At 37.6% G+C, this 14,668-nt stretch carries 13 protein-coding genes; 11 read left to right on the top strand and 2 right to left on the bottom strand.

Annotation, left to right across the window (positions count from 1 at the left end):
- Positions 1-202 precede the first annotated feature (202 nt).
- Entirely contained in the window at positions 203-754 is a 552-nt protein-coding gene (locus tag ACWIW0_RS06445; RefSeq protein ID WP_454452671.1) for a transposase, read from the top strand.
- Between the two features lie 168 nt (positions 755-922).
- On the opposite strand, the gene dsbB is transcribed toward ACWIW0_RS06445, so the two are convergent.
- Positions 923-1,459 (bottom strand): disulfide bond formation protein DsbB, encoded by a 537-nt coding sequence (gene dsbB, locus ACWIW0_RS06440; protein ID WP_454452670.1) that lies wholly within the window; start codon positions 1,457-1,459, stop codon positions 923-925.
- A gap of 12 nt (positions 1,460-1,471) precedes the next feature.
- Complete coding sequence (gene nhaB / locus ACWIW0_RS06435) at positions 1,472-3,013, bottom strand: sodium/proton antiporter NhaB (RefSeq protein ID WP_454452669.1); 1,542 nt, start codon at positions 3,011-3,013, stop codon at positions 1,472-1,474.
- Positions 3,014-3,187: 174 nt separating this feature from the next.
- On the opposite strand from nhaB, the gene fadR reads away from it, so the two are divergent.
- From fadR to ftsW, 10 genes are all read left to right on the top strand, one after another.
- Positions 3,188-3,910 carry a fatty acid metabolism transcriptional regulator FadR gene (gene fadR / locus ACWIW0_RS06430; protein ID WP_454452668.1) on the top strand — a complete coding sequence of 241 codons (723 nt, stop codon included), beginning with the start codon at positions 3,188-3,190 and terminating at the stop codon, positions 3,908-3,910.
- A gap of 211 nt (positions 3,911-4,121) precedes the next feature.
- The gene (mraZ, locus tag ACWIW0_RS06425; protein ID WP_454445932.1) at positions 4,122-4,580 is read left to right on the top strand and encodes a division/cell wall cluster transcriptional repressor MraZ; all 459 of its coding nucleotides are present in this window, start codon (positions 4,122-4,124) and stop codon (positions 4,578-4,580) included.
- A 34-nt stretch (positions 4,581-4,614) separates the two neighbouring features.
- Positions 4,615-5,553 (top strand): 16S rRNA (cytosine(1402)-N(4))-methyltransferase RsmH, encoded by a 939-nt coding sequence (gene rsmH / locus ACWIW0_RS06420; protein ID WP_454452667.1) that lies wholly within the window; start codon positions 4,615-4,617, stop codon positions 5,551-5,553.
- Complete coding sequence (locus ACWIW0_RS06415; RefSeq protein ID WP_454452672.1) at positions 5,550-5,855, top strand: cell division protein FtsL; 306 nt, start codon at positions 5,550-5,552, stop codon at positions 5,853-5,855. The genes rsmH and ACWIW0_RS06415 overlap by 4 nt, the downstream gene beginning before the upstream one ends.
- A 4-nt stretch (positions 5,856-5,859) precedes the next feature.
- On the top strand, positions 5,860-7,908 hold the full coding sequence (locus tag ACWIW0_RS06410) for a penicillin-binding transpeptidase domain-containing protein (protein ID WP_454452666.1): 2,049 nt from the start codon (positions 5,860-5,862) through the stop codon (positions 7,906-7,908).
- 11 nt (positions 7,909-7,919) lie between these two features.
- Positions 7,920-9,425, top strand: a complete 1,506-nt coding sequence (gene murE, locus ACWIW0_RS06405) for a UDP-N-acetylmuramoyl-L-alanyl-D-glutamate--2,6-diaminopimelate ligase (protein ID WP_454452665.1) — start codon at positions 7,920-7,922, stop codon at positions 9,423-9,425.
- Between the two features lie 215 nt (positions 9,426-9,640).
- Positions 9,641-11,035 carry a UDP-N-acetylmuramoyl-tripeptide--D-alanyl-D-alanine ligase gene (gene murF / locus ACWIW0_RS06400; RefSeq protein ID WP_454452664.1) on the top strand — a complete coding sequence of 465 codons (1,395 nt, stop codon included), beginning with the start codon at positions 9,641-9,643 and terminating at the stop codon, positions 11,033-11,035.
- A 10-nt stretch (positions 11,036-11,045) separates the two neighbouring features.
- Entirely contained in the window at positions 11,046-12,128 is a 1,083-nt protein-coding gene (gene mraY, locus ACWIW0_RS06395) for a phospho-N-acetylmuramoyl-pentapeptide-transferase (protein ID WP_454452663.1), read from the top strand.
- Positions 12,129-12,183: 55 nt separating this feature from the next.
- Positions 12,184-13,485, top strand: coding sequence for a UDP-N-acetylmuramoyl-L-alanine--D-glutamate ligase (murD, locus tag ACWIW0_RS06390; RefSeq protein ID WP_454452662.1), 1,302 nt, complete (start codon positions 12,184-12,186; stop codon positions 13,483-13,485).
- Positions 13,485-14,663, top strand: coding sequence for a putative lipid II flippase FtsW (gene ftsW, locus ACWIW0_RS06385; protein WP_454445938.1), 1,179 nt, complete (start codon positions 13,485-13,487; stop codon positions 14,661-14,663). Before murD ends, ftsW begins: the two co-directional genes overlap by 1 nt.
- Positions 14,664-14,668: the final 5 nt, after the last annotated feature.

Genomic DNA, 14,668 nt, shown 5'->3' with positions numbered 1-14,668 from the left:
GTTCCTTGATGGCGCTCGTGTCCACACGAGTGCCTTTTCCACATCTAATTCATTAAAAGCACTCGTCAAAGACGAGCGCTATCTTTTCTTTTGCTTTTCTAAAGTTTTATTTTTGTGATCTGTATCGAGAAATAGCGTGAGATAACTATTTAATTTGATATTTTTTGCTAAAGTTTTTTTATTTTTAGAATAGGGGAATAAGATGAGTAGAAAATATAAAATGAATAATCTTGATAGTATTTATTTTGTCAGTTTTGCAACTGTTTATTGGATAGATGTTTTTGTGCGAGAAATCTATTTTCAAGCCATCATTCAATCTTTGGCGTTATGCCGTAAAGAAAAGGGGATGATTCTTTATGGGTATTGTATTATGCCTAGCCATATTCATCTATTATTCCAAGCTAAAGAGAAAAATCCTACAGAGTTATTACAACGTTTCAAAAAGGCTACGGCAAAGACCATATTAAAATTAATCGCAGAAAATCCTCAAGAAAGCCGTAGAGAATGGCTATTATGGATGTTTGAGCGGGCAGGCAAGAAAAGTTCTAACGTTCAGAAATATCAATTTTGGCAACATCATAATCAGCCGATTGAGATCTATTCTAAAAGATTCTTTGATGAAAAATTACATTATATTCATCAAAATCCTGTGGTAAGTGGTTTTGTATGTGAACCATTTGAATGGAAATATAGCAGTGCCAGAAATTATTCTACTAGATTACCCATAGTATTAGAAATCGATGTTTATAGCTAGTAGGATAAATTAACGGCACTATATTCTGCCAAAATTCTTACTTGTATTATTAAATAGGTGTAATGGATAAAATAGTTGGTAATAATTAGAGAAAATAATTATTTTGCCCATTATGCCCTTCTTTTTTGTGTTCAACATAGCTATAGAAACTGCTATTGACAAGTTATTTTAAGAAAATAAATTACGTTCTTTTAAGCGAGAGCGTTTAAATTGACTTAATACAAGGCAAGCAAACAGCACCGTGTAAACTGCAAAAATAGCAATCAACCATTGTGGCATACTTAGTCCCCAAAATTGCCATACAATTTTTCCGCAATTACCCGAAGCCTCAAAGATAGATGGGAACCAAACGTTTAATGGCAAGGTGTCGGGAAATTCAACAAAAGGTGAACATTGATTCCAAGGTGCAGGATTGAGTTGATAATCGGTATGTTTAATTGCGAGTGTTAGTCCTTTGACAGCACCGTATAAACCAAGTAAAAGAGCAATCCAACGTGTAAGTATAAATTTAGGTGCTAAAAAACCTATAATTCCTGCCACTAGAATAGCGAACAAAGCCAAACGCTCATAAATACACATTACACAAGGGTTTAACCCCATTCCGTGTTGAAAATATAGTGCAGTTGCCTCTAATGCAACACAGCTTGTTGTTAGGAGCAACCAAGCCCCTCTAGTGAGTGAAAGCTCTTTTAAATAACTGAACATAGTGGTTCCTATTTAGCGGGTTAGAATCCAACCCCAGTCTAGCAGTAGTTGTGTAAATGGCTGGAGTAAAAATTCCATTGAGAGAAAACCAACCACAGATAGCACAATAGTATAAGGTAGTGCCATATAAACCATTCTACCATAAGATAAACGAATTAACGGAGCAAATGATGACGTTAATAAGAATAAAAAGGCTGCTTGTCCATTTGGTGTCGCCACAGAAGGTAAATTTGTACCTGTGTTGATCGCTACGGCAATTAAATCAAATTGAGAACGATCGATTGCACCAGATAGGAGTGCTGATTTTGCTTCATTGATGTAAACAGTCCCTACAAACACGTTATCTGAGATACTTGAAAGTAACCCGTTAAAGACGTAAAACAGAGCAAGTTGTGAATCTTTCTCCGCAGAAAGAACTAACTGAATAATTGGGTCAAATAATTTTAGATCGACAATTACAGCAACAACAGAAAAGAAGACAACTAATAAAGCGGTAAATGGGAGAGACTCTTGGAATGATTTTCCAAGTGCGTGTTCGTCATTGATACCACAAAATGCAGTACAGATGATGATAATAGTTAAGCCGATAAGTCCAACATCTGCAAGATGTAATGCTAACCCAATAATTAGCCATACACCTGCAAGTGCTTGAACTGCTAATTTTAATCGGTCTTGTTTCGTCATTTTCTGCTCTTTTTGGATATTATAGTGTGCTAGAACAACCCAAACTTTGCGTGGTAAGCGGTCGCCATATCCAAATAATTTGTATTTTTCAACAAGATAACAAGTTGCTATACCACAGAGTAATACCGTAATGCTAATTGGTGCAACTCGTAGAAAAAATTCGCCAAATCCCCACTCTGCCTGTGCCGCAATGATTAAATTTTGCGGTTCCCCTACCATTGTCATTACACCGCCTAAGGCACTTCCTACGCCTGCGTGCATCAATAAACTACGCAAAAAACCACGAAATTGTTCTAAAATTGCTTTATTGTTTGTGATCTTGTCGTCATTGGTAATATCTGTTGAATCTTCAAAGCTATTGCCTGAAGCTACTTTATGATAAACCCCATAAAAGCCTACCCCTACACTAATAATGACTGCAATAACTGTTAAGGCATCTAAAAATGCAGATAGAAAAGCAGCACTTAAACAAAATGAGAGAGACAGTATTTTCTTAGAATGGATTGCAATGATCAATTTGGTAAATACATATAAGAGAAGCTGTTTCATAAAGTAGATACCTGCCACCATAAACATCAGTAACAAAATCACGTCAAAATTTGCCACAATTTCGTGTTTGATATGATGTGGGCTGGTCATTCCAATTGCAACAGCCTCAATCGCAAGCAAGCCACCAGGTTGGAGTGGATAGCATTTTAATGCCATTGCAAGTGTAAAAATAAATTCTGCAACAAGTACCCAACCTGCGACAAATTCACTGATAAAGAAATAAATCAATGGGTTAATAATTAAAAATGCTAAAATAGCAATTTTGTACCATTCTGGTGAGTTCCCTAAAAAGTTTTTGAAAAAAGCGTCTAAATTCTTCATAAGATTTTCTTCTTAAAGGTAATCAAAATGGCTAAATTGTAATATACTTTAGATTGAACGATAATAGACAAGACAGTGATTTAGTATTAGGAATTTTGATTTTTGATAACTAAATCACAATTTTTAATGTTAGTAGTGGAGTTTTTCTTCATTTCTCAATTGGAATTTATTTAAATGGATAAATCTGAAATTTTAAAGGCTCAAAGCCCTGCCGCTCTTGCAGAAGAGTATATTGTTAAAAGCATTTGGAATAATCGCTTCCCTGCGGGATCAGATTTACCAGCAGAACGAGAATTAGCTGATATTATTGGTGTAACTCGAACAACATTACGAGAAGTATTACAACGTTTAGCCAGAGATGGGTGGCTCAGTATTCAGCACGGTAAACCTACTCGAGTTAATAATGTGTGGGAAACAGCGGGTCCAAATATTATTGAAACTTTGATTAAGCTTGATCGCTCTACTATTCCAATGATTATTGCTAATGTAGTGTCTCTACGAACTCGAATGGCAGAATACTATATTCCCGAAGCAATTCGTTTAGATGCAAAAAAATCATTAACGTTGTTTGAAGGATTAGATGAACTTTTAGATAATCCCAAAGCCTATGCCGAGTTTGATTATAACTTATATCGTAGCTTTACTTTTGTAGCGAATAAGCCTGTTTATGGGTTAATTCTAAATAGTTTTAAAGATCTTTACTATCAAGTTGCGACACTCTTTTTTTCAGAAACACAATCTCGCCAATTAACCTTTAATTTTTATCAAGCTCTTAAACAAGCTTGTCAAACGGGTGAGTATGAAAGAGCTGTAGAATGTATGGCTCGTAATCGCCAAACAAGCACAGCGATTTGGGCTGAAATGCTGAAAAATTTACCTGAGCATTTTGGGGAATAAATTGTGATTATTTAATCATTTTTGAGTTTATCTCTTAATAAAGGCACAAATGTGCCTTTATTCATTTCTTATATTTAGCCTATAAAACAGCTTGCTCATCAACGGTTAAAATTATAAAATCTTTCGGTTAAAGTGGTAAAAAGTGGAGTTTTGTGGTGAAAATTGTGATTGAACCATAAAATCTATAAGAATCAACCTGTTAGGTGCGAGTATGTTTCGAGGAGCGTCTTCAATTAGCTTAGATAATAAAGGGCGGTTGGCTATTCCAACACGTTATCGAGCTGAGTTATTGGACAAACACCAAGGGCATTTAATTTGTACAGTAGATATTCGTCAGCCTTGTTTACTACTTTATCCATTACACGAATGGGAAATTGTCGAGCAAAAATTACTCGCTTTATCAAATTTTGATCCTGTACAACGCCGTATTCAGCGAGTAATGCAAGGATTTGCAACTGAATGTGAAATGGATTCTGCTGGGCGTATTTTGCTTAGTCAAACTTTACGTCAGCACGCACAACTTGAACAACAGGTAATGCTTGTTGGACAATTAAATAAATTTGAAATTTGGCAAGATAAACAATGGCAAGAGCAAATTGCTGAAGATCTGGCAATCGGAGGTTCAGTTGATATGCTAACTTGCGAAGCACTAAAAAACTTCTCTTTATAAATAATTGGATAGCTAAAAATAGCAGGAAATCAAAATGAGCGATAACCCGAAACATATTACCGTACTATTGAATGAAGCTGTTGAAGGATTAGCAATTGATCCTAACGGCATTTATATTGATGGTACTTTTGGTCGTGGTGGGCATTCTCGTTTGATTTTAAGTCAATTAAGTGAAACAGGGAGGTTGATTGCAATTGATCGTGATCCCCGTGCTATCGCGGAAGCCGAAACTATTAAAGATCCTCGTTTTCAAATTATTCATAGTGCATTTTCGGCTATTCCTGAAATTTGTCAGCAACTCGAATTAGTTGGCAAAATCAATGGTATTTTATTGGATCTAGGGGTTTCTTCACCGCAATTAGATGAGGCTGAACGTGGTTTTAGTTTTATGCGAGATGGGCCTTTGGATATGCGAATGGATACCACAAAAGGCTTATCAGCAATGGAATGGCTAGCAAGCGTATCGGTAGAAGATTTAGCGTGGGTACTAAAAGAATTTGGTGAAGAACGTTTCGCAAAAAAGATTGCACAAGCGGTAGTTTCTTACAATAAATCTGCACCTGAAAAGATTTCTCGTACACTTGAATTAGCGAATATTGTTGCTAGTGCCGTTCCCTTTAAAGATAAACATAAGCACCCTGCGACTCGGACTTTCCAAGCAATCCGTATTTTTATCAATAGTGAGTTAGATGAGTTAGAAAAAGCACTTAATTCTGCAATCAGCGTACTCGCTCCGCAAGGTCGTTTGTCTATTATTAGTTTCCATTCACTTGAAGATCGTATGGTAAAGCAGTTTATGCGTAAACATAGTAAAGGAGATGCTGTGCCAAAAGGTCTACCTATTTTAGAAAGCGAATTGAATAAAAATATCGCCCTTAAAACGATTGGTAAAGCTATTATGCCAACAGATGCTGAGATTGAAGCAAATCCACGCTCTCGAAGTGCTGTTTTACGAATTGCGGAGAAAAGATAATGCCAAATGAACGCTATCCTTTACGTCAAGTTATTTTAGATGATTTAACTAGCCATAATAAAATCGCTCTACTTTTGTTGTTGCTTGTTATTGTTAGTGCAGTTTCGACAGTATGGGTAACCCATAAGACCCGTATTTTAACTGCGGAGCAAAGTAAATTAATCCAAGCAAATTACAAATTACAAAACCAGTTTTATCACTTGCGACTAGAAGAAACATCAAGTAATAAAAAAGATGAAGACGTTTATAAGTTGGGATTACAAGAGATTAAGAAAGAACAAGAAATTATTTTAGTGAGATAATACGATGAAATCAGTGAAGTTTAAACCTAAAAAAGAACGTATGATTGAAGATAAAAAAAAGAATAATTGTTCTAAAAGCCAACCTAGTTTTATGCCTATAAGATTTTGGGCTGTGTATATATTTATTGGTGCTATGGCTGTGGCTTTATTTGGACAAAGTGCCTACTTACAACTAACGGATTCTGAACGCTTAATCAAAGAAGCCAATAAGCGTTCATTACGTGAAAGTACGATTCCTTTCACAAGAGGGCAAATTCTTGACCGAAATGGAGATGTACTTTCAATGAGTGTGCCTATGTATTCAATCTCAATGGATCCTAAAGAATATTTTGATTCATTATTACGCAGAGATAAACAAAGATGGCGGAAACTATCAATGGAAATAGGGGTATCCGCTAGTAAAATGGAAGCGAGTGTTAATAGTTTTATTAAACAGAAGCTCGATAAAACACAAAAGAAATATGATCCTCGTTCAATTTTAAATAGTAAAAGTGAAGATTATTGGGCATTGTTAGCACGTGCTACAGGTGTAGATTATAACCTATTAATCGAAAAAGTTAGGAATAACCCGAGTTCCGCTTTTATATTAGCAGACAAGGAAGTAGAAAGTTTAGAAAAAGAAAAACTTGAAGCATTAGCGAAAGCTCTTTCAACGAATTATAAGGATGTTATTACTCGCCTAAACAATGCTTCTGAAGAGCGTTTTATCTATATCTCCCGCCACCATTCTGAAGTTTCTGCTGATTATGCTAAGGCTCTTAAAATTGAAGGGTTAGTGATTAAAACTGAATTTCGTCGCTTCTACCCTGTAGGTGAAGAGATTGCTCAATTAATTGGCTTTACTGATGTCGATGATAAAGAAGGCCAAGAGGGTTTAGAACGGAGTTTTGACTCACTATTGGTAGGAAAAAACGGTAAACGAGTTTTCCGTAAAGATGCTCGTGGCAACGTAATTGAACATATTCGCGATGAGAAAGAATATACTCCTCAAGATGTCATACTAAGTATTGATGAGGAATTACAATCAATGGTCTATCGTGAAATTAAAAAATCTGTTATTGAAAATAATGCAGAATCTGGTACTGCAGTATTGGTAGACATTCAGACAGGGGAAATTTTGGCAATGGCAACTGCGCCATCTTATAACCCGAATAACCGTACTGATTTTAAACCTGAACTGGCACGCAATCGTGCAATTACCGATACTTTTGAGCCGGGTTCAACGGTAAAACCTTTAGTGGTGCTTACAGCATTGCATAATAAAGCAACTTATCCTGGTGAAATACTAAATACTCGCCCGTTTACTGTAAACGGGCATACGATTACCGATGTTGCACCGAGAGAGAGTCTCTCACTAACAGGAATCTTACAGAAATCAAGTAATATTGGGGTAAGTCGTTTAGCGTTAAGAATGCCACCAACTGCTTTGGTTGATACTTATAGCAAAGTGGGATTTGGTAAAGATACAGGGCTTGGTTTAGGTGAAGAACGTGGTACAAACGGTGATCGTAAGCGTTGGGCGGATATTGAAAGAGCCACAATGGCTTATGGCTATGGTTTGAATGTAACGCCATTACAATTAGCCAGAGCCTACGCTACTTTAGGTAGTTTTGGTATTTACCGCCCTTTATCTATCACCAAAGTTGATCCACCAGTAATTGGTGAGCGAGTGCTACCGGAGAAAATTACGCGTGATGTTGTGCATATGATGGAGAGTGTTGCTCAAAAAGGTGAAGGTGGACAACGGGCTGCTGTTGATGGTTTCCGAGTCGCAGTTAAAACAGGTACAGCACGCAAATTAGAAAAAGGGAAATACGTAGAAAAATATATTGCTTATACAGCAGGTCTAGCTCCTGCTAGTGACCCACGTTTCGCTTTGGTTGTGCTAATTAACGATCCAAAAGCAGGTGCTTACTATGGTGGTGCTATTTCTGCACCGTTATTCTCTAGCATTATGGGTTATACCTTAAAATCCAGAAATATTAAGCCTGATAACCTTACAGAAGAAACTCGCCAAGCGGTAAGAGAAATTAAACCACATCAAACTAATTAGAGAGAAAGATTATGAACCGTTTGCTTACATTTTTGCCTGAATTGCCTATTTGGACGGAAATAAAACCTTTAAATCAGATGACACTAGATAGTCGCCAAGTACAACAAGGCGATTTATTTATTGCATTAAAAGGGCATAATGTTGATGGTCGCCAATTTATTGGTAAAGCCATAGAACAAGGTGCTGCAATTATCTTAAGTGAAGCTGATGATGAGATTGATGAAGCAGAGTTGGATAGTAAATTTGCAAAATATAATCTTGATCGTACCGCTTGTAAGGTTATTGCAATGCCTAAACTGGCTCAACATCTCTCTGCGATTGCAGGTAGTTTCTATCAACAACCTTCGCATAAAATAGAATTAGTTGGTATTACAGGCACAAATGGAAAAACTACCACTGCTCAACTATTTGCTCAGTGGCGTAATTTGCTTGGTGGAAAATCAGCCGTAATGGGAACGATCGGCAACGGCTTATATGGAGCAGTACAAGAAGCGATAAATACCACAGGTTCAGCGATTGAAATTCAACGTAATTTAGCTAGTTTTGTTGAACAGGGTGCGGATTTTTGTGCAATGGAAGTGTCTAGCCACGGTTTAGCACAATATCGAGCAGAAGCGTTAGATTTTGATTTGGCAATTTTTACCAATTTAAGCCGAGATCATCTCGACTATCACAACACAATGGAAGAATATGCCCAAGCAAAATTTCGCTTATTCGATGAACTTAACACAAAACAGCAAGTCATTAATGCCGACGATGAAATTGGGCAACAATGGCTAAGCCAGTTACCAAATGCTGTTACGGTGAGTATTGACTCACAAAAATTATTAAGTCAAAACCGTTGGGTTAAAGCGACAAAAGTCGATTATACCTTACAAGGTGCTACCATTGAATTTGCATCAAGCTGGGGCAATGGCTCACTAAATAGCCGATTGATCGGGGCGTTTAATGTCAGTAATTTACTTACTGCATTCGCAGGACTATTAGCTCTAGGCTATGATTTGCAAAAATTAGTCGAAACCGCACCGCTATTAAATGGGGTATGTGGACGTATGGAATGTTTGGTAAGTGAAGAAAATCAAGCAGAAAACCCAATGGTTATTGTGGATTATGCTCATACACCCGATGCTTTAGAAAAAGCCCTAGATGCAGCACGTTTACACTGTGAGGGTGAATTATGGTGTGTCTTTGGTTGCGGCGGCGATCGTGATACAGGAAAACGTCCGCTAATGGCACGCATTGCAGAACAAAATGCCGATAAAGTGATTGTAACGGACGATAATCCTCGCACAGAAGACCCTGATGTCATTTTTGCTGATATTATGCAAGGTTTCAAAAAGCCGAATAAAGTCCAACAAATGCACATTCGACAATATGCGATTGAAACAGCGATTGCTCAAGCAGAGCCAAAAGATGTGGTATTGATTGCAGGTAAAGGACACGAAGATTATCAAATTATCGGCACGAGAAAATATCATTTCTCGGATCAAGAATGGGCGAAGAAGTTTTTGGGGTAATAGACGTTTTGTCAAATCTCCCCTAACCCCTCTTTGCTAAAGAGGGGAACTAGCTTAGCTGAAATTTTAAGAAAAAGGGCTTTGATACTAGGTTAATTCGTTAAATGAACGAATAGTTTTTTCGAACCGATCCCCCTCTTTAGCAAAGAGGGGTTAGGGGAGATTTGAAACATACCTAAAAAGAGTACGCCCAAATGATTTATAAGTAAAACAAAATGATAAAACAAACCACCCAGCAACTCGCCCAAACCTTAAACGCCAAACTACTCGGTAGTTGCGAGATTGTGATTGAAACCATCAGCACCGACACACGACAAGCGGTCGAAAACGGCTTATTTTTTGCATTAAAAGGCGAGAAATTTGATGCTCACGATTATGCTCAACAGGCGGTAGAACAGGGCTGTGTTGCGGTTGTGGTAGAGCGTGAATTAGATCTCTCAGTGCCACAAATTATTGTAGAAGATACCCGTTTAGCATTAGGGCAGTTGGCAAAATGGTTAAAAGCAGAAATTAACCCGAAAACAGTGGCGATGACAGGTTCTTCAGGTAAAACAACCGTTAAAGAAATGACTGCAAAAATTTTGCAGAAAGTTACCGCTTGTGATGATGAAGTGCTTTACACTTTTGGTAACTTAAACAACGATTTAGGCGTGCCGATGACGTTACTCCGTCTAACACCACAACATAAATTTGCAGTGGTTGAGTTAGGTGCAAATCATATTGGCGAAATTGCTTATACCACAGAGATTACCCAACCTGATGCTTGTCTAGTCAATAATGTAGCCGCAGCTCATTTAGAAGGCTTTGGCTCTTTAGGTGGGGTGGCACAAGCTAAAGGGGAAATTTATCGCGGCTTAAAACAGGGTGGTAAAGCGATTGTAAACTTGGCTCATTATTATCCGCAATGGCAAAGAGAGATTGGCGAACACGAATTACAATCTTTTTGTTACACAGGTGAAGATAAAGATAGCTATGCCGATTTTTGGGCAGAGAATGTTGAGCTACATTTGAATGGCTCTCGCTTTACGTTACATTCACCACAAGGGGAAGCTCAGATCAATTTGCCTTATTTAGGTGAACATAATATCAGTAATGCTTTAGCAGCAAGTGCTTTAGCAATGGCAGTTGGAGCGGATCTTAATGCGATTAAAACGGGGTTAGAGCAGCGTTCTAATGTTAAAGGACGTTTATTCCCGATTGAAATTAACTCAAATTTATTGTTGATTGATGATAGCTATAATGCCAATGTAGATTCAATGAAATCAGCGGTATCTGTTCTGAAAAATTACCCTGCATTTCGTATTTTTGCAGTGGGCGATATGGCAGAATTAGGCGATGAAACGGCAGCCTGTCATCAAGAAGTTGCTGATTTTGTGACTAAAGCTCAGCTGGATTTAGTGGTTTCATTTGGCAAAGAGAGTGCAGTAATTAGCCATAATGCAGCACATCACTTTACGGATAAAAAACAAATGGCAGACTTCTTACTGCCGATTATTTTACAAAAAATAGAAGAAAAACAACCGCTTGTGTTATTAGCGAAAGGCTCTCGTAGTCAAAAAATGGAAGAGCTTATTCGCTCTTTGTGTCACTCTTTTAATGTTTCTTTTTAAGGATTAACAAATGTTAGTTTGGTTAGCTGAATATTTAGTGCAGTATCACACTGTATTTAATGTGGTGTCATATATTACTTTCCGTTCTATTATGGCACTTTTAACTGCATTAATTATTGGTCTATGGATTGGACCTACGGTAATTCGCCGTTTACAAATCTTAAAATTTGGTCAAGAAGTTCGCCACGATGGGCCTGAGAGTCATTATAAAAAACGTGGAACACCAACAATGGGCGGAATTATGATTTTATTTGCTATCGGCGTTAGTACACTACTTTGGGCAAATCTTTCTAATCCGTATGTGTGGTTTGTGCTATTTGTACTGTTAGGCTACGGTGTTATTGGCTTTGTTGATGATTATTGGAAGATTGCACGCAAAAATACTGATGGGTTAATTGCCCGTTGGAAATATTTTTGGCTTTCAGTTGTTGCCTTGATTTCTGCTTTTGGAATGTATGCAGTAGGTAAAGATACCGCAGCCACACAATTAGTTGTCCCATTTTTTAAAGATGTGATGCCACAGCTAGGGCTATTCTATATTGTGCTAACCTACTTTGTGATTGTCGGTACAAGTAATGCAGTAAATTTAACGGATGGCTTAGATGGTTTAGCCATTGTACCAATTATTATGGTAGCGGGTGCTTTCGCTTTAATTGCTTGGGCAACAGGTAACTACAATTTTGCTGAATACTTACATATCCCGTATATCAAATATAGTGGTGAGCTAGTTATTTTATGTACTGCAATAGTGGGGGCTGGTTTAGGGTTCTTATGGTTTAACACTTATCCTGCTCAAGTCTTTATGGGCGATGTGGGATCGCTTTCTCTCGGTGGTGCATTAGGCACAATCGCCGTACTTGTTCGCCAAGAATTATTACTCGTTATAATGGGGGGGGTGTTTGTAGTAGAAGCCCTGTCGGTGATTTTACAAGTAGGTTCATATAAATTACGTCAAAAACGTATTTTTAGAATGGCTCCAATTCATCATCACTTTGAATTAAAAGGTTGGCCAGAGCCAAGAGTTATCGTTCGTTTCTGGATTATTACATTGATGTTGGTATTAATTGGCTTGGTTACATTAAAACTACGTTAATTGAAATAAAGCGGTTGGATTGCGACTAAATTTTACAAGTTAAGAGAAGAATAAAATGCAAAATCAGTATCAGGGTAAAACAATAACCATCATTGGGCTTGGCACAACAGGGCTTTCTTGTGTGGATTTTTTTGCGGATAAAAATGCAACTGTGCGTGTTATTGATACACGAGCTAATCCTGCAGGAGCAGACAAGTTGCCAAGTCATATTGCCTTGCACACTGGAAGTTTAAAGCTAGATTGGTTATTAAGCTCTGATTTGATTGTAATTAGCCCTGGGCTTGCCCTTGCAACACCTGAAATTCAACAAGCCATTCATCAAGGCGTAGAAGTGGTGGGAGATATTGAGCTATTTTGTCGCGAGGCTAAAGCACCGATTATTGCGATTACAGGCTCAAATGGTAAAAGTACCGTAACCTCATTAACCGCAGAAATGGCAAAGCAAGCAGGAATAAAAGTAGGAATGGGAGGCAACATTGGTGTGCCTGCATTGAGTTTATTAACAGGTGATTATGAACTCTATGTGCTTGAATTATCGAGTTTTCAGCTTGAAACAACCTATTCACTTAAAGCGAAATCAGCAACTGTATTAAATATCAGTGAAGATCATATGGATCGTTACGCGAGCATTGAAGATTATCGCCAAGCAAAACTCAAAATTTATCAGAATTCAGAATATGTCATTGTAAATGGTGAAGACCCGCAAACTTTGCCTGAACAAGCGGTAAGTTGTTTGCTTAAATTTGCAGAAAATAACGGAGAATATCGTTTAGAAAATGGCGGATTGTATAGTGGTAATGAGTTAATTCTTCAAAGCCAAGAGATGTTATTAAAAGGTCGCCACAATGAAATGAATGCTCTTGCTGCCATTGCATTAGCTGAAAAAGCGGGGGTGGCGAGAAGTGGTATTATTCAAGCCTTAAAAACTTATTCAGGACTAGATCATCGTTTCCAACCTGTTCCAACCACTGATGGTGTACGTTGGATTAATGATTCGAAAGCGACTAATGTAGGCAGTACTGTTGCTGCATTAAATGGCTTAAAAGTCGATGGTACGCTCTATCTACTATTAGGTGGGGACGGTAAAGGTGCTGATTTTTCAGAATTAAAACCACTTCTCAACCAAGAACATATTCGTTGCTATTGTTTTGGGCGTGATGGTAAACAACTAGCAGAGCTTACGACCAGTAGCGTATTGGTAGAAACAATGCAACAAGCAGTAGATAGCATTCGCCCACTATTAAAAGCTGGTGATATGGTTTTACTTTCCCCTGCTTGTGCAAGTTTAGATCAATTCCCAAATTTTGAAGTGCGTGGTAAGCAATTTGCAGCATTAGCACAAGGAGTCTCACGTTAATGCGAGAAAAAATAAAGCAAGAGTGGGATAAATGGGTAAGATTAACCCCAGCAAATGCTCTTTATGATCGGACATTGATTTGGTTATTTATTAGCTTACTTACTATTGGTTTTGTAATGGTAACTTCTGCCTCTATTCCAGTGAGTACCCGATTGTATGATGATCCTTTCCATTTTGCGATTCGAGATGCTTTTTATGTGGCGATCTCGCTTTTAGCATTTAGCCAATTTATCCGTATTCCAAGTGAAAAATGGGAAAAGTGGAGTGTGTGGTTTTTTATGATCTCATTATTGCTATTGTTTCTCGTTTTGATACTGGGTAAAAATGTAAATGGTGCAACCCGCTGGATTCCAATCGGTCCGATTAACTTTCAACCAGCTGAATTAGCAAAACTCTCTGTTATTTGTTATTTCGCCAGTTTTTATGTTCGCCGTTTTGATGAAATTCGTACTCAACGCTGGGGGTTTATTCGCCCATTTATCATTTTAGGTATGTTTGGTGGGCTACTACTTGCACAGCCAGATTTAGGGAGTACAGCGGTATTATTCGTATTAACTTTTGCAATGTTATTTATTATGGGAGCTAGGCTCTTCCAATTTATTGTATTAGCCGTAGTTGGAGCTCTTTTATTTGGAGCGTTAGTTTTTACATCTGAGTATCGTATAAAACGAGTAACATCATTTATGGATCCTTTTGCAGATGCTTATGGTGATGGTTTCCAGCTTTCTAATTCACAAATGGCGTTTGGGCAAGGTGAATTTTGGGGAAGTGGTTTAGGTAATTCAATTCAAAAGTTAGAATATTTACCTGAAGCACATACTGATTTTGTAATGGCTGTTATTGGGGAAGAATTTGGTCTATTAGGTATCATTGTAATAGTGTTGTTACTTTGTGCATTAACTATCCGAGCCTTAAAAATCAGTAAAGAGGCTTTGGTATTAGAAGAACGTTTTAAAGGTTTTTTCACTTTTGGTATTGCAGTGTGGATTTTTCTTCAGGGCTTTGTAAATCTTGGTGTTGCATCAGGATTACTACCAACTAAAGGATTAACTTTCCCTTTAATTAGCTATGGTGGTTCAAGTTTAGTTATTATGGCAATTGCAGTGGCGGTATTAGTAAGAGTTGATCACGAAAATCGTTTAGTGAAAGTTGGACACGCTCACTTAAATGATGATTGATAAAG

Source organism: Ursidibacter sp. B-7004-1 (assembly GCF_053654055.1).
Note: the sequence above shows the minus strand (reverse complement) of the source record. Positions and strands in the feature narration are given on the sequence as shown.

Bases quoted from the DNA above. Each gene is read 5' to 3' on its own strand.
- ACWIW0_RS06445 (WP_454452671.1), top strand. From the start codon at position 203: ATGAGTAGAAAATATAAAATGAATAATCTTGATAGTATTTATTTTGTC.
- dsbB (WP_454452670.1), bottom strand. From the start codon at position 1,459: ATGTTCAGTTATTTAAAAGAGCTTTCACTCACTAGAGGGGCTTGGTTG.
- nhaB (WP_454452669.1), bottom strand. From the start codon at position 3,013: ATGAAGAATTTAGACGCTTTTTTCAAAAACTTTTTAGGGAACTCACCA.
- fadR (WP_454452668.1), top strand. From the start codon at position 3,188: ATGGATAAATCTGAAATTTTAAAGGCTCAAAGCCCTGCCGCTCTTGCA.
- mraZ (WP_454445932.1), top strand. From the start codon at position 4,122: ATGTTTCGAGGAGCGTCTTCAATTAGCTTAGATAATAAAGGGCGGTTG.
- rsmH (WP_454452667.1), top strand. From the start codon at position 4,615: ATGAGCGATAACCCGAAACATATTACCGTACTATTGAATGAAGCTGTT.
- ACWIW0_RS06410 (WP_454452666.1), top strand. From the start codon at position 5,860: ATGAAATCAGTGAAGTTTAAACCTAAAAAAGAACGTATGATTGAAGAT.
- murE (WP_454452665.1), top strand. From the start codon at position 7,920: ATGAACCGTTTGCTTACATTTTTGCCTGAATTGCCTATTTGGACGGAA.
- murF (WP_454452664.1), top strand. From the start codon at position 9,641: ATGATAAAACAAACCACCCAGCAACTCGCCCAAACCTTAAACGCCAAA.
- mraY (WP_454452663.1), top strand. From the start codon at position 11,046: ATGTTAGTTTGGTTAGCTGAATATTTAGTGCAGTATCACACTGTATTT.
- murD (WP_454452662.1), top strand. From the start codon at position 12,184: ATGCAAAATCAGTATCAGGGTAAAACAATAACCATCATTGGGCTTGGC.
- ftsW (WP_454445938.1), top strand. From the start codon at position 13,485: ATGCGAGAAAAAATAAAGCAAGAGTGGGATAAATGGGTAAGATTAACC.